The following is a 21,231-nucleotide window of genomic DNA, read 5'->3' as shown; positions in this document are numbered from 1 at the left end:
TTTAAAGATGCTTTCCCGATTGCCATGGAACGAATCTATAACAAAAAAACCTTTCCCGAAAGCGATGCAAACTCAATTAATAAAAAATAAGACTATTCCCATGATGCTATTTCTGAAAGATAACTTAACTTAATCCTTGCAATTCAAATCGCGTACTTAAAAACATGGCAATAATATTCTGGACTCTCAGGGCCAGTATTTATTGCGGTTATTCTCATCCATTAATACTTTAGAAAGGAACATGCATTTATGAGAAAGTCACGATATAGCGAAGAGCAAATCACCAACGCTATTAAAGCTTCAGAATGTGGCGTTAAGGTTAAGGAGATCTGCGATGAGTTAGGTATCTCTGAGGCAACATTCTATAGCTGGAAGAAGAAATATGCGGGTTTGTCTTCAGAGGATGGACGTAAAATCAAAGAGTTAGAGGATAAGCTGCAATCTCTGGCGCGCGAAGTGCAGATGTTAAGCTCCGATAAAGAGATGTTGCAGAGCGTGCTCAAACACTTTTTTACCACTAATGACAAGCGCCAGGCCGTTAATTTCCTTCAGGATACCTATGAAATCGGCACGCGTCGCAGTTGCCGCCTGCTGGATATCAGCCGCAGTGTGTACCATTACCCTTTACATTGCGATAGCCATTCATAACTTTATTTTTAAATTTATCTTACGGAGTAATACCGGTTATTAAATATGGACGCTTTTGATTAAATCAGTCAATTTTTAACAAGCATTATGGCTTTTTTCTGATACTTTCAGTATTGGGATGAGGGTGACTATGGCTCTTTTCCTAATCTACTATTATAAAACCCCAATATATCAGGCTATTCGTACGCGTTTATCGGTTTAAAACACCAATAAGCGCGTACGCCATTACTTTATGTTTATTAACCTATTAGCCAGTACTTCCATAAAGATGGTTAACAGTCTTAAACATTGCCCGCGTTTGCCGTCGCTTAGCAGAAAAAACCCATTGGCACTAAGAGCAGAATAACAGCGCCATGCCGTATCGATGCAGTTACTGCCGATCCGCGCTGAGCGGTTCGGCAATATGTGTATCACCGATGGATAAATAATGCTTAAGCCTCACCTGATTGTCCTCTGCCAGCGCCCGCTGCAAATTGCCCCATAGTCTTCACCAGCTTAACTATTACCCGATGTAACTCCCGCTTGCCGCCGGCTGGCTGGGGTGTTTTTTCCACTATCTGCTGGCTCGCAGCTGGAAAAATCAGCGCTAAAAACCAGTTTGCCGCGGCTTCCGGCATTCAGTAGATTGCTTTGAGATTTGTCAGTACCAACAAAATTTTAATAGCGACAATTCTGATAGCTATTTTTGCTCCGCTTATGGCAAGGCTGGAGCGCCATTGATGAAAAAAACAACAACCTTCCCCCGGCTAATAACGTGATAAACATCACATAATAACCCGAATTCGCCTGAGAAACGCACGAAAAACATATAAAAGAAATTTAAACAGTGGCCCGATGCACGCATTTACCGTCGGTAATTAGCGATTAACCCGCCGCTCAATATCTGAGTCGGTGGATTAGCACCCGCATTTATAGAGTGAAAAGTGATAAATAGGGTATTTTTTTAGCGCAGAAAAAGCTTAACGCACGACGACAGGCCAGCTGATAACAGTGCCGGAGGTGGGCATATTCTTAAATAACCTCCCCACTGGCATAATTAAAGCATGCCAGTAGCAACCTGACTGGCGCTCAGTTGGCTGAGGAGATATCGGCTATTGTTACTACCGGCCTGATGCGCATCGCATAAATGACACCAGCAATCAGACAAATAATACCCGATAGCGTGAGTAGTGGCGGCCACTGCTGTCGCAACAGGAAGGTATAAGCCAGACCCGCCAGAATCTCAAAAACAATCAACGGCCCGACCAGTACGGTCGGCAAGCGCTGGCTGGCTTCATTCCAGCACAGCGTTCCCAGCCAGGAACAAAACAGACCAATCACCAGCATCAGCGGAATAAACACTGCAGGCCGCGGGCCAAAAGGCAGGGTGAATGACGGCTGGGTCAACGCCAGCTGTGCTGTCACCACCGCCCCGGCGATTAACGCCACCGGTAAGGTCACAAGGCCTTGCGCCGTTGCCCAGGTGCCGGGCTTTTTATCGGGGTGTTCTCTGAGCCAGCGCGCATTGCGTAATGGATACCAGGTCCAGCAGGCCACCGCTACCAGCGCCAGCGCAATACCCGTGAGATAGCGACTGAGCGTGAAACCAGCCGCAACGGCATGGAGCTCAGCGGCGTTAACACAGACTAAACCCAGCGCGATCAGCAGTAAGGCGGGGGTCAGTTTACGCCACGATAATTTACCGTCGTGATGGCTATACAACAGATTGGCCGTGACTGAAATCACCACCGGTAAAGTACCGATGATCATGGTAGAGATCGGTGCGCCGGTACGCTGAATGGCACTGGCAAGGCAGGTGTAATACAGCAGATTGCCGACTAATGTCAGCCTGAGCGCTTCAATCCAGTCGCTGGCCACCAACTGGCGTAAACGATGGCGCTCATGCCAGGCCAGCGGCAGGGCAATCAGACCAAAAGCCACATAGCGTCCTGCCGATTGTAAAGCGCCCGGATACTCCGGTACAAACAGTGGCCCGACAAAAATTAATCCCCACATTAAACCCGCAGAGAGAGCAAAAAGTACGCCAGCGAACATGATCATTGCCTGAAATGGGTGGAAAGTCGCCGCTACTGTGACGCAAATAGCCGACGAAATATTGTATAAGATTGCGCTATCGCCGACCGCTGATGATCTGCTTCTGATAGCGAATGGGGGTAATGCCATAGCGTTGGCTGAAAGTCCGTGTCAGGTGCGCCTGATCGGTCAGTCCAACCGTCGCCGCCACTTCGGCCGCCGGCATTCCGCGCGTCAGTAGCTGCTTGGCTTCATATAAACGAAAGGCCATCAGCATCTGATGCGGTGTGACATGATGCTGTCGCCTGAACTGACGCAGGAAATGCCAGGGGCTGAGCGATACCAGTGCCGCCAGTTCAGCAAGGGTGATATTGCGTTCAAAATTTTCCCGCAGATAGTCGCGTACCCGGTCAAAACGCTGCGCGGGCTCAACAATCAGCGGTTTTGCCACCCTCGCATGGGGACGCAGCAGCTGCATAATGATCAGCATCTGACTCTCCACCGCCAGCGAATCAGTGGCCTGCCAGAGTAGCGCCAGCGCCTGCGATAGCCGTTGCGAGGTCAGCCGATCTTCGCGTACCGCATCGGTAAACCACCAACCCGCTTCACCGGACAGCGTTTCCAGCATCTGCGGTTCAATATAGATCATGCGGTAACGCCAGCCATCTTGTGTCGCCGATTCGCCAGTATGTAACTCATCCGGATTCATCAGCACCAGCGAATGGGTAGGCGCCACATGATTCACCCCGCGGTAACGAAAGCGCTCCGCACCAAAATCGATGGTGCCCATACCAAACGCTTCGTGAGTATGCGGTTCAAAGGCGTAGCGGGAAATATGCGCGTGATAGAGCTCCACGCCCGGCAGTTCAGGCAAATGCCGAAACCGGGCACGGTCTTTTTCACACGGAAACTGTTGCGGAACGCCTTGCACCACACACCTCCACGACGTTAAACGGCAGCCATACATGGCCGGCAGCCGTGCCGATGATTTTTTACAGCACCTGAGACTGAGAATAGAATGGCAGCAAACCACGCAACCATGCAAAGGAGTTTCGCCTTGAACCACTTTTTTTCTGCCGTGCTTTCGGGGGAAATACGCTACCACGACCTGCCTGGCGTAGGCGCGCCGATTGTTTTTCTGCACGGTCTGGGGTGTGCCTCTTCTTATGAATATCCCCGTGTTGCGGCAGATCCGGCGCTACGCGATCACCGTATTATTCTGGTTGATTTGGCGGGTTCCGGCTTTAGCGATAAGCCTGCCAGTTTCAGCTATACCACCACTGACCAGGCACGAATCATCGCCGAGCTGCTTAACCACCTGGCGTTACCGGCTTTTACCCTGTATGGCCATAGCATGGGTGGCAGTATTGCCATTGAAGTGGCCGCTATGGGAGTAAAAAACCTGACGACGCTGCTGGTTTCTGAACCGAACCTGTCAGCCGGTGGCGGCAGCTTTAGTCGCATCATTGCGGCGCAGGATGAAGTGGAGTTTATCGCTTACGGCCAGCAGTTATTAATCGAGGAAGATAACACCCCATGGGCGGGTTCGATGCAAATGACCTTAGCACAGGCCGCCTGGCGTGGCGCATCTTCGCTGGTGCATGGCATCACACCGTCGTGGTTTGATCTGCTAACCAGCCTGCCACTGCGCTGCGGATTTATAGTTGGTGAACACTCACTACCTGATACAGAGGTTAGCGCTCTGCAAACCGCTGGTATAGCTGTGGCGATAGTCGCCGCTGCCGGACATGAGATGTCGTGGGAAAATCCGCAAGGGTTAGCCGCGGCGATTGCAGCAGGATGCCAGCAATAAGCCGCGGCCTGCGGCTTAAATCAGACCTTCGGCTTTCATTGCCCTAATGACCGCCGGGCGCCGGGCAATATTTGCCCGGTATGCCTGCAGTGTCGGCCATTTATCCAGGCTGAAACCAACGTGACCACTCCAGTTCAGCACGGTAAACAGATAAGCATCGGCGATGGTAAAACCTGCGCCCTGTAACCCGCTTTTGTCACCCAGCGCGGCGGCTAACCAGTCGATACGTTTGGTCAGTGTGGCGGTGACGGCCGCTCTCCAGTCAGCAGACAGCGCCGGATTATACAGTGCGCCCATATTTTTATGCAGCTCGGTGGAGATAAAAGTCATCCACTCCAGCAGCTGGTAACGCGATTCGCCAGCGGCAGGGATCAGCTGCGTTTCCGGCTTCAGATCGGCCAGATATTGCGAAATTACCGCCCCTTCGGTCAGTAACTTACCGTTTTCCAGCTGCAATGCCGGAACATAACCCTTGCTGTTAATCGTCAGGAAATCTTCACCCGACTCAGTGCGGCGGGTTTTTAAGTCCACACGCTCAAGAGTAAAACCGAGACCTGCTTCTTCCAACACAATATGCGGCGCCAGAGAACAGGCTCCCGGGCAGTAAAAGAGTTTCATTAACCGTCATTCCTTACAGTTGTGATGCACAAAATAGTCTGGTACCAGCCCCAGTGTACCGCTTAGTTTTGCAGTAACAAGTATCCGGGGTTGGCTAAGTTATGAAGAAATGGACAGATTCTGACGTTGCGCCGGCTGGCGTATTCGGGGCGGATGAAACTTCCTATGATGGCTTTTTGCCCGGCATCATTCTGAGCAGCGTATTGTCACGCAGGATAAAATGATGGAACAACGCAGCGGCGGCATGCAGGCCAATAATAAAATAGCCCGCGTTAGCGATAAACTCATGAATATTTTTGATATTATGCGATAACGCACCGTCGGGAGTTGCCGCTACCGGCATTGGGACAGCAAAAATCACCCATGGCTGGCCTTTCAGATACAGCGTCAGCATACCTAATAGCGGTAGTGCTAAAAACATTGCGTAGATAATGCCATGGGTGGCGTGCGAAGCCGCAGTCATCCATTTCGCCGGGGCCGGGGTGATCGGCGGAGCGTGGCGCTGAAACCGTACCAGCAAACGTCCTGTCATCAGGATTAACATCAGAAAGCCAAAACTGTAGTGTGTGCTTACAAACCAAAATCTGCCCGCGGTGCCTGACTCCGTGACACCACGTAGTTCCATCGCCGCATAAGTGATCGCCACGATCACCAGTGCTGACCAGTGTAAACAAATCTGTAGTGCAGAATATTTGTTTGTCATACCCAACCCACCTTTGAATAAACTGTGACCATTATAAAACCAGCCTTAACCCGAATGGGTTGCGTAACCCCACGATTTAACAATAAAAAAATATCGGGCCCGCGAGAGATGATACCGCTATCGTTGATGATGATTAGCGACGGGTGGTTCAGAACCGCGCATCGGGATAAAATGATGTAAAGCGGGCAACGCACCTCCCTGCGCCGGAGGCTATTTTGGTAGGGTTTACTCACCGTTGATGGACGACAAATAGCTGCCTGCCATTACCATGACTAAATTTCTTGTTAACCTCGCTCAGATTACAGTCACTGATTTTGCGACTCACACCGGCTCCGATCAATGAGGAATCTCAGTAATATCATGAATAATAAGTTGCCATATTTACAGGCAAAATACCCGGGCGCATTGTCATGGTCCTTTGGCGACTCGGCGGAAATGGCGAATAACCTGGCCGCCCTGGTCATTCAGCAAGTTAAGAGCGCCAGTTGTGGTTCACTGCATGCTTACCTGCAGGAAACGACCCCGCCGACCGTCGGTAGTTTCAGTATTATTTTAGATGGCAGTAACCAGCCAGTTTGCGTTATCAGGACCATCGCACTGCGTATTATCCGCTTTTGCGATGTCACGGCCGAACTGGCCAGCAAAGAAGGTGAAGGCGATCTCAGTCTGGCATACTGGCGCAAGGAACATCAGGAATTCTTCACCCGCGCCGACAGTTACGCGGAAGATATGGAACTGGTATTTGAAGAGTTTCAGCTAGTGGAAGCGATTTCGCCGGCGGACGAAAGTCACTAATCAAATAAGCAAATTTGACGCCCTGCTACCGATTTTTACCCAGGATTGGCAGGTAATTCCGCCCGTCACTCTGACGAAGCCAGACGACGACAGGATGGCTATTTGCAGTACTGACGGACGCCACGATGAGCGGCGTCGTCAGAAAATAAACTGGCGGCCATTACACCAGGTAGCGGCGGAACCAGGCCATAGTGCGATCCCAGGCTAACTCCGCCGCCGCTTTATCGTAACGTGGCGTCGAATCGTTATGGAAACCGTGATGCACTCCGGGATAAATATAAGCTTCGTAGGTTTTATGCGCCGACTTTAGTGCCGCTTCATAAGCTGGCCAGCCTTCATTTATCCGCGTATCCAGTCCCGCATAGTGAATCAGCAACGGCGCTTTAATGCGCGGTACATCTTCCGCTTTCGGCTGGCGGCCATAAAACGGCACCGCCGCCGACAATTCCGGATAGGCCACCGCCGCCGCGTTAGCCACGCCGCCGCCATAACAGAAACCGGTGATCCCGACTTTGCCATTAACCTGTTTATGCTGCAGCAGAAATTCGATAGCGGCAAAGAAGTCATTCATAAGTTTGGTCGGGTCGATGGTCTGTTGCAGTTCACGGCCTTTATCATCATTACCCGGATAACCGCCCACCGGACTGAGTCCGTCAGGCGCCAGGGCGATAAATCCGGCTTTGGCCACCCGGCGCGCCACATCCTCAATATAAGGATTCAGCCCGCGGTTCTCATGCACCACCACCACGGCGGCTACCGGTGCGGTTGCCGCCGCAGGACGTACCCAGTAGCCGCGCATTTTCTGATGGCCATTGGGCGAAGGGTATTCAATATATTCCGCGACAATATCAGGATCGGTAAACTCCACCTGTTCAGCCAGCGCATAATTGGGCATCAGCGCAGCCAATATCGTCGCGGCGGTACCGCCGACGGCGAACTTCGAGGCGAGGGAGAGAAATTCACGTTTGGTGATCTTGCCATGCACGTAGTGGTCATATAGCTCAAGCAATTCCGGAGAGAAGTCTTTTGCCGTCAGACGGGCCATATCAGTGCTCCTTTCACATCAGCGAAGTGGGAAAAGTGGTCTCTACACTATGGCTGAAGCTACGCAAAGTTGCGAACAGAAAGCCCGGGCACAGGTCCGGCGACTGACGGACCTGCGCTGATAGCCGTTAAAACGCGAAGCAGGAACAGCCCAGCGCCCCCCAGAAAGCGTTGTCATCCGCTACCGGTACTGACGAGCGACGAGCAACATCGTGCTGATGCTGATGTACGCCGCAAGGGCCGCCACAGTGGTGAACCTGCGGCATCATCCCCACCCGGCCATTGGCCAGCGGCGGCGCGCTGCGATAGTGCCCCGGCACGTTAACCACCGGTGACCAGTCAGGCAGCACCGGAATCGACGGCGGCGCCAGCGGGCCGAAGCGTCCCGCCGCATAGACAATTTCGCCATCCACCACGGTTAACACCGATTCGATGCTTTTAATCGCCTCTTCCGGCACGCTGAAGTAGTCCTGCGACAGAATCACCAGGTCTGCCAGCTGTCCGACCTTAATCTGGCCTTTTTTCCCCTGCTCGCTGGAGAACCATGAGCTGCCCTGGGTCCAGAGCATCAGCGCGGTTTCACGATCGAGTCGGGCGCTGTCATCATACATTGCCATACCACCGACGGTGCGACCGGACACCAGCCAGTAAAGCGCGGTCCATGGATTATAACTGGCCACCCGCGTGGCATCGGTACCCAGTCCCACCGGTACCCCGGCATCCAGCATACGCGCCACTGGCGGAGTATGTTTAACCGCCTCTTTACCATAGCGTTCGGCAAAGTATTCGCCCTGGAATGCCATACGATGCTGCACCGCAATCCCGCCTCCCAGCGCCTTCACCCGTTCAATATTGGCTTCAGTAATGGTTTCAGCGTGATCAAAGAACCAGTGCAGACCATTGAACGGAATATCACGGTTCACCTTTTCAAACACATCCAGCATCCGGCTAATTGATTCGTTATAGGTGGCATGCAGACGGAACGGCCAGCGATGCTCCACCAGGTGACGCACCACCCGCTCCAGTTCATCCTCCATCCCTGGCGCCAGATCGGGACGCGGTTCGAGAAAATCTTCGAAGTCCGCTGCCGAGAACACCAGCATTTCCCCGGCGCCATTGTGGCGGTAAAAATCAGTGCCCTGACCTGGTTTCAGCATATCGGTCCACTTTTCAAAATCTTCCAGCTCATGACCCGGGCGCTGGGTAAACAGGTTGTAGGCAATGCGGATGCTAAGCTGCTTTTTACTGTGCAGTTCGGCGATCACTTCATAGTCATCGGGATAGTTCTGGAACCCGCCGCCCGCATCAATCGCGCTGGTCACACCAAGACGATTCAGTTCGCGCATAAACTGGCGCGTCGAATTCACCTGCTGTTCCAGAGGCAGTTTTGGCCCTTTCGCCAGCGTGGCGTACAGGATCATGGCGTTCGGGCGGGCAATCAGCATGCCGGTGGGATTACCTTTGCTGTCACGCTGGATCTCGCCACCCGGTGGATTAGGGGTATCACGGGTATAGCCCACCACTTGCAACGCGGCCCGGTTCAGCAGGGCGCGGTCGTAAAGATGCAGAATAAACACCGGGGTATCCGGCGCCGCCTGGTTAATCTCATCCAGCGTTGGCATGCGGCGCTCAGCAAACTGAAACTCGCTCCAGCCGCCGACCACCCGCACCCACTGCGGCGATGGCGTACGCAGCGCCTGTTCTTTCAGCATGTGTAACGCATCAGCCAGTGACGGCACCCCTTCCCAGCGCAGCTCAAGGTTGTAGTTCAGGCCGCCGCGAATCAGATGAAGGTGGGAGTCGTTGAGCCCCGGAATAGCCGTGCTACCCTGTAGATCCACGACTTTGGTTGCCGCATCGGCGAACTGCATCACCTCCGCTTCGCTCCCTACCGCGAGAAACTTGCCCTCTTTTATCGCCACCGCCGTCGCCTGCGGATGTTCGCGATCCACTGTATGAAACTTACCGTTGGTCAGAACTAATGAAGCTGTTGTCATTACTTTTCTCCAGGTAAGGCTAACCACGAGGGATCAGCCAGTTTTTTAACACGCGTGTCATCGCCGGCATCCATAACCACACTACCAGCGCCACCACGCAGGCATCGTTCAGCAGATGTCCCCACAGGGTGCCTTTACTGTCAGGCAATAACTGACTCCAGAACCAGGGAACCAGGTTGGTCGAAGGAAAGATAACCGCCAGCGTCACCAGGAATTGCTTCCAGCGCGCCGGGGCCGGAGAGGCTGGCGTTGCCGGAGTGAACCAGAATGCCGCACCCGGACGCATTTCAATATGTTCCTGTCCGAGCAACATTTCCGGCAGTTCAGCCACCAGCACCTGACGTTCACTGGAGTGGATCCAGTGATAAAGATTATCCATGCTGTCGAATCTGACCAGTATGGTCCAGGTCAGCTCGCCATGGACCGGACGCAGTACGTTAACCCCCAGATGACCGGGAAACAGCGCCGCCTGCGGCATAATCTTTTCCAGCCAGCGCTCATAGTCAGCCTGTTTACCCGCCAGCAGGCGGTGGGTAATCACCAAAGTGATATGGTTCGGTTGATGCGGATAATCCACGATACTCTCCCCGGTTTGCCGGCCAGCTATGCCGATCATTTAGCCGATTAAGGTTGCGTTACGTGGTAAAACAATACAAACCAGGCATTGTTATTGATAACGGAAAGATTTTGCCATGTTGTTAAATAAATTTGGGGGTTGGATAAACCATGCGATTAAACCTTGAAGCGCTGCTGATCCTGGATGCTCTGGATCGCCATGGCACCTTTGCCGCCGCCGCGGCGAGAATGTTTAAAACCGCTTCCGCACTCAGTTATACGATCCAAAAAATGGAAAGCGATCTGGGCATCACCCTGCTGGATCGTTCCGGTCATCGCGCCACGTTTACCGCCACCGGCCGTCTGATGCTGGAAAAGGGGCGGGTGCTGCTGCGCGCGGTTGGCGAACTGGAACAGCAGGCGAAATATGTCGAGAGCGGCTGGGAGAGTCGGCTGACCATCAGTCTCGACGCCTCGGTGCCCTTTTCCCTGTTGTCGCCACTGATTGATGAGTTCTATCAACAACATCAGCATACCCAATTACTGTTCCGCCACGACGTGCTGGCGGGGTGCTGGGAGGCGCTGAGCTACGGTGATGCCAACATCGTGTTTGGCGCCGTACAGCAACCCGCCAGACACAGCGGCATTCAGTGCAGCCCGATTGGCTGGCTGGAATATGTGTTCGCCATTGCGCCGCATCATCCGCTGGCCTCACTCCCGGAGCCGCTGTTGCGTGAGCAGATCCGCCAGTATCGGGCGGTAGTAGTGCATGATTCTTCCCGTCATAGCGAAGGTATCGATTTGCGTGTGCTGGATGAGCAGCCAATTCTGAGCGTGCATAGCTTTAGCGATAAAGTGCAGGCTCAGCTCGACGGGCTGGGTTGTGGTTATCTGCCGCGCTATCTGGCGACCCCCTATCTGGCCGATGGCCGTCTGGTTGAACGTCAGCTCGATAGCGAAACCCGTCGCGATCAGGCTTTCCTCGCATGGAATGAAAGCGCCAATGGCAATGCCGCGCAGTGGTGGCGGCAGCGGTTACAGAGCTTCGAGGGTATTCGGGCAGTCTATATGGCGGAATAGACACCGCTATTACCGCCAGAACCGGCGCATCGGTTAACGGCCCGTTTAATGGAGTGACAGCAGGTGATGTACCACTGGCTTAGCATCGCCACGATGGAAACGCACCACCTCACGTTGCAAATCAGCATCGGCGTTCGAGACACGCCGGTGCTGACGTAAGTGCTCCTGCCACGACTCCACCAGAAACCACTCCACCAGCGTATCAGGTTGCGCGCTATGTTCGGCAATGCCCCACGCCGAGGCGCCATCACGACGTCGCACCAGGGAAAGCTTGCGGATGGCAGCCAGAAACGCCGGACGATCCGCCATCGCCACCTGATAGTGGATCTGAATCATTACCGGGCCGCGATCGCCATTGTCGTCGCCTTCCAGCTGTGGCGTATCCCAGTGACCCGAGGGTTGTAAATCGGCGTCGCCAGCCGGCAGTTGCAGGCGCCAGCACAGTAGCGCCGCAACGATTAACGCGCCCCCCGCCAGCAGCAGCGTGGTCACTACGCCGATCTGACCGGCCACCAGTCCCCAAAACAAGCTGCCGCCGGCCATTGCGCCGTTAAACACCATCAAATAGACCGACAGCCCACGGCCACGCACCCAGTCCGGCAGTACCGCCTGCGCCACGCCGTTCAGGGTGGTCAGGGCAATAATCCAGCCGACGCCAAGCACCACCATAAGCGGCAGGGCCAGCCACTGTTGCGGTATCAGCGCCAGTAACATCATCACCAGCGCGGAAAGCGCCGCCGAGAGCAACATCAAGCCATCGCTATGCAGCAAGCGGCGTAAACGCGCCAGCAGCAGCGCGCCGACAATAGCGCCCACGCCCACCGCCCCGAGCATAATGCCGTAGAATCCGGCGCTACCCTGCAGCAGATGGCGCGCCACCAGCGGTAACAGAGCCCAGATGGCGCTGGCAAACGCAAAATAAATCGCGGCACGCAACAATACCCGATGCAACTCGCGACTGGCTTTTACGTAGCGCAGGCCGGCACGAAACGCGCCGAAAAAGTGCTCCTGTAACGCATCCTGCGCTTTATGTGGCCGCTGCCACCACAGTAAAGCGGCAATAACAAACACATAACTCAGCACGTCGGCGCCATACGCGGCCCAGGCGCCCAGGGCGGCCAGCAGTAAGCCACCCGTTGCCGGACCGACAGCGCGCGCAATATTAATTCCCAGCGAATTTAGCGCCACCGCATTTCTCAGCTGCGGGCGTGGCACCAGTTCCGGGACAATCGCCTGCCAGGCCGGCCCCATTAATGCCGCCCCGATACCGCCGACAAAGGTCAGCGCAATCAGATAATCCACCGTCAGCAGATTAAGGTGCGACAGCAACAGCAGAGTGGCGCTGACGCTGGCCAGCAGCAGCTGAACAAAAATCAGCAATCGCCGCCGATCAACAATGTCCGACAGTACGCCGGCAGGTATCGCCAGCAAAAAAATCGGCAGGGTAGCGGCAGTCTGCATCAGCGCCACCGCCGCCGGATGAGATGACAGCCCGGTCACCAGCCATGAGCTGGCGACATCGCGCATAAAACTGCCGGTATTACCCAGTACCGTAGCCGCCCAGATCACGGCAAACAGCCCTTGTTTAAGCGGCGCAAACGCGCCGGCGGATTCCGTCGTCTGGCTCATGCTTTGCTCCGCAGATCATTCAGCGCCACATATAGCAATGCGCCGACCAGCGCGATATGCTCAAAAAAGGCGTTCATCACCATGCCACGTTCCCCGGCGCTTAACAGCCAGTAGCGGTTGGCGATAAAGGTGGCGGCAAGCGTAAATATCGCCAGCGCCAGCGCCGCAAGCCAGCGCATGCGACCAGTAAGGATCAGCAGTGAGCCCCCCAGTTCAAGCAGGATCACCGCCACGGCAAAAGGCGCCGCAGGTAACAGACCAAAATGCTGCATTTCCGCCACCGCGGCGGAGAAGTCTGACAGTTTAACCAGTCCGCCTTGCAGCCAGGGAGCACAGATCGCCAGCAATAACAGCCACTCAATTCGCTTTACCGGCGTCGCCCGGACAGCCGCCGCAGAAACAGGGAAGTTACGCATTATTCTCTCCTGCCGGAACCGCAGAGTAATACGGCTCCGGCGTTAGTCGGGAAGGAAGCCGGCTTATGCCTGACGAGCCGGGGCTTTATGCACCATGGTGTAGGCGTAGTCGACGCCCATACCGTAAGCGCCGCTGTGCTCACGCACCAGATCCATCACCGCGTCATAGGTCTCTTTACGTGACCAGTCGCGCTGGTACTCCAGCAGCACCTGCTGCCAGGTAACCGGCACCGCGCCAGCCTGCACCATACGGTCAATGGAGCGCTCATGGGCATCTACGCTGGTACCGCCAGAGGTGTCAGTCACCACATAGACTTCATAGCCGGCTTTCAGCGCCATCAGTGCCGGGAAAGTCAGACAGACTTCAGTCCACAGGGCAGAGATAATCAATTTCTTCCGACCGGTAGCCTCCACTGCCTTTACAAAGGCCGCATCTTCCCAGGAGTTCATCGAGGTGCGTTCAATCGGCTGTACATCCGGATGTACCGCCAATAGTTCCGGCCAGATATAGCCGCTGAAGCTCTCCGTTTCCACCGAGGTGTAAATCACCGGCACGTTAAAAACCTTGCCCGTTTTCGCCAGGGCGACGGTATTATTTTTAAGCTGCTGACGATCAATATTGGCAACGCCGAAAGACATTTGCGGCTGATGGTCGATAAAAATCAGCGTGGAATTCTGTGGGTCAAGCAGGTCGAGTGTAGACATGATTATTTCCTCTCAGGATAGTGTTTTCGGTTAGTGTTGTGCTGCTGGAAATCACAATACGAGAGGAACCGGCTGACAGATAGCGGAAATATTTTACCAACTTGTTAAGAATTTTTTGACAGCGTTACGCGTATAAATATCCATTAAAGTCAGCGTGATAGCTTGTCAAAAATCGTTCAACAACTCGTTAAAATTAATGCCTTATCATTCCCGGTAACCAATGGTTAACCTGATGTTGAGCAACACGACATCACACCATCAGAGGGAAACATCATGAGCACATTCAACACGCAAGACGGCACGCAGATTTATTATAAAGACTGGGGCACAGGTAAACCGGTGCTGTTCAGCCACGGCTGGCCGCTGGATGCCGATATGTGGGACAGTCAGCTGAATTTTCTCGCCGAACGCGGTTACCGGGTCATTGCCTTTGATCGCCGCGGCTTTGGCCGTTCCGATCAGCCGTGGTCAGGCTACAACTACGACACTTTTGCTGCGGATATTAACGACCTGATTAATCATCTCGACCTGCAGGAGGTCACGCTGGTCGGCTTTTCGATGGGTGGCGGTGATGTCACTCGTTATATTGCCCGCTACGGCAGTGAGCGTATCGCCGCACTGGTGCTACTGGGCGCCGTCACGCCGCTGTTTATCCGGACGGACGATCATCCGCAAGGGGTGGCGCCAGAGGTATTTGACGGCATCAGGCAGGGATTGCGTGCCGATCGCGCCCAGTTTATCAGCGATTTTGCCACCCCGTTTTATGGTACCAACCAGGGTATGCAAGTCTCCGCCGGGGTGATGACTCAAACCCTGAATATCGCGCTAATGGCGTCGCTAAAAGGCACCATTGACTGTGTCACCGCTTTTTCAGAAACCGACTTTCGCGCCGATATGGCCAAAATTGATGTACCCACGCTGGTGATCCATGGCAGCAACGATCAAATTGTACCTTTCGAGGCCACCGGCAAGCTGGCAGCGGAGATGATCGCGGATGCCCGGCTGAAAGTGTATCAGGGTGCGCCACATGGCTTTGCGGTAACCCATCAGCAACAGCTGAATGACGATCTGCTGGCTTTTTTACAGCGCCAGTGAATTCCTGCACTGAACAAAGATAGCGGCCCCGCATCACGCGGGGCCGCTTATTTTCCGCCAGAGCATGGATTGCCCGAAAAGCGGGCCAACCGTCAGCGGTATTTCGGCGTTACCCAGCGCGTATTTTGTTCGTGGCTGTCTACCACCGCATCAACAAATGCCACCCCTTTCAGGCCATCATAGATTTGCGGAATATGGCGTCCAGCCCCTGCCGGCTCGCGCTGTTCATCGCGCGCGCGTAGCGCTTCGGCAAAACCCGCATACAGATTGCTGAACGCTTCAATATACCCCTCAGGATGCCCGGGCGGTGTACGGCTGCGTGCGGCAGTCAGCGCATCAAGATCGGCGCGGCCACGCTTAATAATGCGGGTATTTCCCTCAAGTGGCGTGTAAATCAGTTCATTGGGTTGTTCCTGAAACCACATCAGACTGCCTTTTTCGCCAAAAACACGTAACCGCAGCGAATTTGAACAGCCAATAGCGACCTGTGATGACCAGAGCAGTCCACGCGCGCCGCCCTGATAACGAATCATCACGTGCGCGTTATCATCCAGCATCCGGCCCTCAACGAAGGTGGCGAGATCAGCCACCACACTCTCGGCTTTCAGCCCGGTGACATAGCCGGCAAGATGATAGGCATGGGTACCAATATCGCCAACCGAGCCGCCGCGACCATTTTTTTTCGGATCCACACGCCAGGCGGCCTGCTGGTTATGGTTAAATTCAATACCTGTTGCCATCCATTCCAGTGGATACTCCACCTGCACCGTACGTACCCGGCCAATTAAGCCGGCTTCCACCCTTTGGCGCGCTTCCGCGATCATCGGGTAACCGGAGTAGGTGTAAGTCACCCCCAGAAACCGGCCGGTGTTACCGACCACCTCCGCCAGCGCCTCTGCGTCGGCAAGGGTGCTGGTGAGCGGTTTTTCACAAATCACATCGATGCCCGCTTCCAGGCAGGCGCGCGCAATCGGGTAATGAGTGAAATTGGGAGTACAGATGGCAACCACATCAACGCCATCTTCACGCCGCGACTCCGCGGCGATCAGCGACTGATAATCATCGTAAGAACGATCGGCGGCGATAAAGTTCTGCGCAGCAAAAGCATGCCCGCGTTCCGCGTTGACATCAAATGCACCGGCAACCAGTTCAAACTGATTGTCCAGACGCGCGGCGAAGCGGTGAATGCCGCCGATATAGGCGCCCTCGCCTCCCCCCACCATGCCGAGGCGGATACGGCGTCCTTTCAGTGTCTTGTTAGCCATGTTGTTCCCCTTAAACACCCAGTATTTTTCTGTTGAGTGAGCTATCGGCATATGACTTACAGAAGTCATCAAATGATTTATCTGTCACGCGGATGATATGGTCGCTAATAAAACGCGCACCTTCCCGTGCTCCGTCTTCCGGATTTTTGAAACAACACTCCCACTCCAGCACGGCCCAGCCATCGAAGTCATAGCCCGTGAGCCGGGAGAAAATAGCCGCGAAATCTGTCTGCCCATCCCCCGGGGAGCGAAAACGTCCGGCCCGGCTGCTCCATGGCTGATAGCCGCCATAAGCGCCCGTCTTGCCGTTCGGACGAAACTCGGCATCCTTAACGTGGAATGCTTTGATATGCTGGTGGTAATGGTCGATGTAGGTCAGATAGTCGATCCCCTGCAGCACCAGATGGCTGGGATCGTACATAATGTGGCAACGCGGGTGATTGCCGGTGCTGGCCAGAAACCGTTCAAAGGTCAAACCGTCGTGCAGATCTTCGGTGGGGTGGATCTCGTAGCAAACATCAACCCCCTGCTCATCAAAAGCGTTGAGGATCGGCGTCCAGCGCCGCGCCAGTTCGCTAAATCCCTCTTCAATCAGGCCTTCAGGCCACTGTGGGTAAGGATAGAGATACGGCCAGAGTAGCGTACCGGAAAAGGTGACGTGCTTCGTCAGGCCAAAGCGCCGCGATGCCTTTGCCGCCAGCAGCAATTGTTCTGTCGCCCAGCGCTGGCGTAGCCGGGGATCATTACGCACCTCTGCCGGTGCGAAGCTGTCCGCTGGCAGATCAAATGCCGGATGAAGCGCGACTAATTGCCCCTGCAAATGGCTGGCCAGATCGGTCAGTACCAGTCCGTGCTTATCCAGCACCCCCAGTATTTCATCAACGTATGTCTGGCTTTCGGCGGCTTTTTTCAGATCGATAAGTCGGCTATCCCAACTCGGGATCTCAACGGCGCGAAACCCTTTTTCTGCCGCCCAGCCAGCCATGCCATCCAGCGTATTAAAAGGCGCACTGTCTCCGGCGAACTGCGCCAGAAAAACGCCAGGACCTTTAATTGTCTTCATAACGACTCCCGAATTAAAAAGAGCACCTGCAAATTTCACAGGTGCGAAGACACAGAGAAAACGCTGACATTAATTGGTCATAAATTTCTGATAATTCTGCGGTGTAACCAATTGGAAAGGAATAAAGTTAATATCTTTAATGCTTTCACCTTTCGCGGCTTTGGCAGCCATATCAACCGCGCCGAATGCCTGCGATTTTGCATCCTGGAAAACAGTCACCGTCAGCATGCCGCTTTTAATCGACTGCAGCCCATTAGGACCACCATCTGTTCCGCCGACCAGAATATCCTTACCAATAGTCATGCCATTACTTTTGATAGCCATCGCGGCGCCAATTGCCATTTCGTCAGCATTTGCTGAGAGAATATCAATTTTATCTCCTGATAATATCCAGTTATTCATCAGGTTCATGCCATCTTCACGCATCCATTTAGCGGTATCTTCAACGATAACGTGCATATTAGGATGTTTAGCAATAATCTCTTTCGCGCCCTGGGTTCTGAAACGGGTGGCGTCATTACTGAGCAGACCTTTCATAATCGCCACATTTACGCTGGGACGGTCTTTCACCATATCGGCCAGATATTGCATTTGCAGGCGTCCCGCCTCGATCTCGTCGCTGCCGATATAGCTAATGCCATCACCCATTTTGGAGTCAGAAGGCATTCGGTTGAGATATATCAGCGGTATTTTCGCTGCCCGTGCAGCATCACTCATATTTTTAGTGCCCTGCGTATCAACCGGATTAACAATAATCACATCAACCTTACCGTTGATAAAACTCTGGACCTGACTCAACTGTTTATCTACAGCACCCTGAGCATCCTCAAACTGCAGTTTCATATCCGGATAAGTTTTAGAACGGTCAATAACGTATCCTCTCAGTCGGGAAAGAAATACATCATCCATTTGCGCAATACTCACACCTACCTGCAGAGCGAATACAGAAGGGCTTATTACTGAGAGTAATGTAAGACAGAGTAAGATTATTTTCTTCACGATAGTTTACCTTCATAGTGTGCATCAGATATTTCTGATTAGCAGGATTTTATTATTTACCGCTATTATGTAGGGCCTGTATTGACTACAGTTGAAACTCAGCATGGCACGCTGCTGCGATTAATCGCAGCAGGTACAGCACTTACTATAATTCTCGGTGATAATTTTATTTTTACCGCTCCCCTTATTCCGCCGGGGAGCGTAGCGTCAATGCGCTGTTGGCTTAAGGCTGCCGTTTGCTTTAAGCCAGGCTGACTACCGCGTGCGTATCCGCTGCCAGTTGTGCGGCATCCGCCAGCTTCAATGCCTGACAACCATCTTTAACCGTAACCGGCATCGGTTTGTCATGTTTGATCGCCGTAATAAAGGCGTCGATCTCCAGACGGTAGGCCTCGGTATAGCGCTGCATGAAAAAGTTCAGCAATGGTCCGCGCACCTCGGTTTCCTGCGCACTAAAACGCCGGGTGGTGGTTTCTCTCAGGTTGTCATTCAATATCATCCCGCCTGAGCCAAACACTTCCATACGCTGGTCATAGCCATAGACCGCCTGGCGGCTACAGTTGATCTGACACTGCTTACCGGATGCGGTACGCATCTGTACCATCACCGTGTCATAGTCCCCCATGGCTTCCAGCGCAGGTTCAAACATACGGCTCCCGCAGGCGGAAATTTCAACCGGTTCTTCACCCAGTATCCATCTTGCCAGGTCAAGATCATGAATCATCATGTCGCGGAAGATTCCTCCCGAATGCTTCAGGTAATTCATCGGGGCCAGGCCGGGATCGCGGCTGGTAATGATCAGCTGGTGAAAATCACCGATATCCCCCTCGGCAATACGCCGGTGAATTTCACTGAAACTGGGATCGAAGCGGCGGTTGAATCCCAGCATTACCCGCCTGGCACGTTCGCCCAGCGCGTTTTCCGCCGCATAAGCCTTAGCGATGTCGAGATCAACCGGCTTCTCGCACAGCACCGCTTTACCCGCTTTGGCGGCAGCCAGCATCAGTTCTACATGCGTGTGGGTGGGGGTGCCGATCACCACCGCATCAATATCCGGATGGCTGATGGCCTCCAGCGGATCGGCCAGCGCAATACCGCCATAAGCCGTGGTCAGCGCCTGTGCGTTTTCAATCAACGGGTCGACCACTGCCGCCAGGGTAGCCTCTTTATGCTGCGCAATATTTGCCGCATGTACCTGCCCAATACGGCCCGCTCCGAGCATTGCGATTCTGATCATTGTCTTCTCCGGGTAAGAGGTTGCGTTATTTTTATGCGATTTGGCTTATCGGTGTGTTGAGCGCAGACATTTGCTTAACCCATTCCCGGCGGCGGAAACATCGCCGCACGGCACCATTTCTTGCAATAGTAGTATTATGGCAACAAAAATTGCAACAGCGTTACATTGTCGTCACAAGTTAGATAAAATTGAAAATATTCAGATTAAAATCATATGGTTATTAAATAAATTCGCGTTATGCGGCGTTTTTTCTGCAGATATTCAGGCGAATTTTTAGAGACAAATCACAAATATCAGCAACAATTTTTCACCATCACCGGTGAAAAGGAGAGAAAAATTGCATGGGGTTTTACTTGCAATTTTTATTGAGCTGTCACGTAGCGAACCGCGGTTGCTGTGTCGATGACAGAAAAGGAAACCGTGCTGCGCGCTAAGCGCCACAGGAGTGTGCACAACAAAAGCGCAAATCTGCACTTTTTCTGTGCGCGACCGAGGTACTGCCTCCTGCCGCCTCTCTGCTGCAACCGTTTATTCGCCTGCGTCAGATTAATATTTATCGATTAAATTACAATGAGTTAATAGAAACCCAGCCCATTTTCCCTGCCTCTTATGCCAGCTGGCATAATTCATGCTTGTATCAATTGCATTCAAGTTACTTGAATTAACTTCATATCACTTTCACTGGGGCGGCAATCATGACACGACGTAAACAGACGATATCTTTGTGCTGGACAATGCTGTGTGCTGCCAGCGTATTTTCTGCCGCGGCTCATAGCGCAGACTTGCTGGATCGTATTAAAACCGATAAAGCGATCACCATCGCAACGGAAGCGCGTTATGCACCTTTTGAATCGGTGGAGAATGGCAAAATTGTGGGGTATGACGTTGATTTAATGAATCATATTCTGCAGAAAAAATTACCGGGCGTTGAGGTTAAGCAACTTGATTTACCTTTCCAGGGCATTCTGCCGGGCCTTGATGCGAAAAAATTCGATTTTGTCGTGACCGCCGTAACGGTGAATAAACAGCGCATGGATCACTTCGCCTTTACCGTTCCGATTGCCGAATCAACCGTGGCGCTGCTCAAACGTGATAATGATACCTCGCTCAATAGCTTAGATGACCTCAGTGGCAAAGTCGTGGGATCGCAAGCCGGTTCCGGTCAGCTTCAGGTATTGCAGGCATTCAATGAAAAACTAAAAGCCAGCGGTAAGCCCGGCATCAAAGAGATCAAGCAGTATGTCTCTTTCGACGAAGCCTATGCTGATCTGGCGAACAAGCGTCTGGATGGCGTTGCGCAATCGCTGGCAAATCTTGGCCCCCTGATCAAAACCCGTCCGGGAGTCTTTACCACGCTAAAACCAATGTTAGGACCAACCACCTATTTTGGCTGGGTCGGGCGTAAAGATGATGACAGCGCCAAGCTGGTCAGGCTTTTCAGCGACGGCATTAGCGAGGCCAGTCATGACGGCACGATGAAGGCGTTGCAACAGAAATGGTTCGGCTTTGTGATGGACGTTCCGGCTGACCAGATGCCGGTACCCGCGCTATAGGGG

20 protein-coding genes are annotated in these 21,231 nt (G+C 53.4%); 6 read left to right on the top strand and 14 right to left on the bottom strand.

The window, feature by feature from the left end; all coding sequences use genetic code 11:
• Positions 1-249: 249 nt before the first annotated feature.
• Positions 250-648: a transposase gene (locus JWF83_RS17040; RefSeq protein ID WP_413651600.1), complete on the top strand. Its 399-nt coding sequence runs from the start codon at positions 250-252 to the stop codon at positions 646-648.
• Positions 649-1,716: 1,068 nt separating this feature from the next.
• Here JWF83_RS17040 and JWF83_RS17035 read toward each other — a convergent pair.
• Together JWF83_RS17035 and JWF83_RS17030 are read right to left on the bottom strand one after the other, a co-directional pair.
• Positions 1,717-2,682 carry a DMT family transporter gene (locus JWF83_RS17035; protein WP_413651599.1) on the bottom strand — a complete coding sequence of 322 codons (966 nt, stop codon included), beginning with the start codon at positions 2,680-2,682 and terminating at the stop codon, positions 1,717-1,719.
• 76 nt (positions 2,683-2,758) lie between these two features.
• Entirely contained in the window at positions 2,759-3,592 is an 834-nt protein-coding gene (locus JWF83_RS17030; RefSeq protein WP_413651819.1) for an AraC family ligand binding domain-containing protein, read from the bottom strand.
• A gap of 126 nt (positions 3,593-3,718) precedes the next feature.
• On the opposite strand from JWF83_RS17030, the gene JWF83_RS17025 reads away from it, so the two are divergent.
• Positions 3,719-4,474 carry an alpha/beta fold hydrolase gene (locus tag JWF83_RS17025; protein ID WP_413651598.1) on the top strand — a complete coding sequence of 252 codons (756 nt, stop codon included), beginning with the start codon at positions 3,719-3,721 and terminating at the stop codon, positions 4,472-4,474.
• 15 nt (positions 4,475-4,489) lie between these two features.
• Here the strand turns inward: JWF83_RS17025 and gstA are convergent, their stop codons facing one another.
• Positions 4,490-5,092, bottom strand: coding sequence for a glutathione transferase GstA (gene gstA / locus JWF83_RS17020; RefSeq protein ID WP_413651597.1), 603 nt, complete (start codon positions 5,090-5,092; stop codon positions 4,490-4,492).
• A gap of 163 nt (positions 5,093-5,255) precedes the next feature.
• Positions 5,256-5,795, bottom strand: a complete 540-nt coding sequence (gene cybB / locus JWF83_RS17015; protein ID WP_413651596.1) for a cytochrome b561 — start codon at positions 5,793-5,795, stop codon at positions 5,256-5,258.
• A 360-nt stretch (positions 5,796-6,155) separates the two neighbouring features.
• Between cybB and JWF83_RS17010 the strand changes: the two genes are divergently transcribed.
• Positions 6,156-6,590 carry an ASCH domain-containing protein gene (locus JWF83_RS17010; RefSeq protein ID WP_413651595.1) on the top strand — a complete coding sequence of 145 codons (435 nt, stop codon included), beginning with the start codon at positions 6,156-6,158 and terminating at the stop codon, positions 6,588-6,590.
• 160 nt (positions 6,591-6,750) lie between these two features.
• On the opposite strand, the gene yghX is transcribed toward JWF83_RS17010, so the two are convergent.
• The 3 genes from yghX to JWF83_RS16995 form a co-directional block, all read right to left on the bottom strand.
• Positions 6,751-7,635 carry a YghX family hydrolase gene (gene yghX / locus JWF83_RS17005; protein ID WP_413651594.1) on the bottom strand — a complete coding sequence of 295 codons (885 nt, stop codon included), beginning with the start codon at positions 7,633-7,635 and terminating at the stop codon, positions 6,751-6,753.
• A gap of 127 nt (positions 7,636-7,762) precedes the next feature.
• Positions 7,763-9,631 (bottom strand): amidohydrolase, encoded by a 1,869-nt coding sequence (locus tag JWF83_RS17000; RefSeq protein ID WP_413651593.1) that lies wholly within the window; start codon positions 9,629-9,631, stop codon positions 7,763-7,765.
• 19 nt (positions 9,632-9,650) lie between these two features.
• Positions 9,651-10,247 carry an antibiotic biosynthesis monooxygenase gene (locus JWF83_RS16995; RefSeq protein ID WP_413651592.1) on the bottom strand — a complete coding sequence of 199 codons (597 nt, stop codon included), beginning with the start codon at positions 10,245-10,247 and terminating at the stop codon, positions 9,651-9,653.
• Between the two features lie 110 nt (positions 10,248-10,357).
• Here JWF83_RS16995 and JWF83_RS16990 point away from each other — a divergent pair, with 110 nt between their 5' ends.
• Entirely contained in the window at positions 10,358-11,266 is a 909-nt protein-coding gene (locus JWF83_RS16990; protein ID WP_413651591.1) for a LysR family transcriptional regulator, read from the top strand.
• 45 nt (positions 11,267-11,311) lie between these two features.
• Here the strand turns inward: JWF83_RS16990 and JWF83_RS16985 are convergent, their stop codons facing one another.
• The 3 genes from JWF83_RS16985 to JWF83_RS16975 form a co-directional block, all read right to left on the bottom strand.
• On the bottom strand, positions 11,312-12,895 hold the full coding sequence (locus JWF83_RS16985; protein WP_413651590.1) for an MFS transporter: 1,584 nt from the start codon (positions 12,893-12,895) through the stop codon (positions 11,312-11,314).
• Positions 12,892-13,311 (bottom strand): DoxX family protein, encoded by a 420-nt coding sequence (locus JWF83_RS16980; RefSeq protein WP_413651589.1) that lies wholly within the window; start codon positions 13,309-13,311, stop codon positions 12,892-12,894. The genes JWF83_RS16985 and JWF83_RS16980 overlap by 4 nt, the downstream gene beginning before the upstream one ends.
• 63 nt (positions 13,312-13,374) lie before the next feature.
• Positions 13,375-14,016: a hydrolase gene (locus JWF83_RS16975; protein ID WP_413651588.1), complete on the bottom strand. Its 642-nt coding sequence runs from the start codon at positions 14,014-14,016 to the stop codon at positions 13,375-13,377.
• A gap of 273 nt (positions 14,017-14,289) precedes the next feature.
• On the opposite strand from JWF83_RS16975, the gene JWF83_RS16970 reads away from it, so the two are divergent.
• Complete coding sequence (locus JWF83_RS16970; protein ID WP_413651587.1) at positions 14,290-15,111, top strand: alpha/beta fold hydrolase; 822 nt, start codon at positions 14,290-14,292, stop codon at positions 15,109-15,111.
• Between the two features lie 92 nt (positions 15,112-15,203).
• Here the strand turns inward: JWF83_RS16970 and JWF83_RS16965 are convergent, their stop codons facing one another.
• The 4 genes from JWF83_RS16965 to iolG all read right to left on the bottom strand — a co-directional run bounded on the left by JWF83_RS16965 (position 15,204) and on the right by iolG (position 19,675).
• On the bottom strand, positions 15,204-16,376 hold the full coding sequence (locus JWF83_RS16965; RefSeq protein WP_413651586.1) for a Gfo/Idh/MocA family protein: 1,173 nt from the start codon (positions 16,374-16,376) through the stop codon (positions 15,204-15,206).
• 10 nt (positions 16,377-16,386) lie between these two features.
• Positions 16,387-17,439 carry a sugar phosphate isomerase/epimerase family protein gene (locus tag JWF83_RS16960; RefSeq protein ID WP_413651585.1) on the bottom strand — a complete coding sequence of 351 codons (1,053 nt, stop codon included), beginning with the start codon at positions 17,437-17,439 and terminating at the stop codon, positions 16,387-16,389.
• Positions 17,440-17,508: 69 nt separating this feature from the next.
• Positions 17,509-18,363: a substrate-binding domain-containing protein gene (locus tag JWF83_RS16955; RefSeq protein WP_413651584.1), complete on the bottom strand. Its 855-nt coding sequence runs from the start codon at positions 18,361-18,363 to the stop codon at positions 17,509-17,511.
• Between the two features lie 316 nt (positions 18,364-18,679).
• Complete coding sequence (gene iolG, locus JWF83_RS16950) at positions 18,680-19,675, bottom strand: inositol 2-dehydrogenase (protein ID WP_413651583.1); 996 nt, start codon at positions 19,673-19,675, stop codon at positions 18,680-18,682.
• 695 nt (positions 19,676-20,370) lie between these two features.
• Between iolG and JWF83_RS16945 the strand changes: the two genes are divergently transcribed.
• The gene (locus JWF83_RS16945) at positions 20,371-21,228 is read left to right on the top strand and encodes a transporter substrate-binding domain-containing protein (protein ID WP_413651582.1); all 858 of its coding nucleotides are present in this window, start codon (positions 20,371-20,373) and stop codon (positions 21,226-21,228) included.
• Positions 21,229-21,231 lie beyond the last annotated feature (3 nt).

Origin of the sequence: Pantoea sp. B65 (assembly GCF_047308185.1) — a bacterium.
Classification (GTDB): Bacteria; Pseudomonadota; Gammaproteobacteria; order Enterobacterales; family Enterobacteriaceae; genus Erwinia.
The sequence above is the reverse complement of the archived record's forward strand: the minus strand, read 5'-3'. Positions and strand labels throughout refer to the sequence as shown.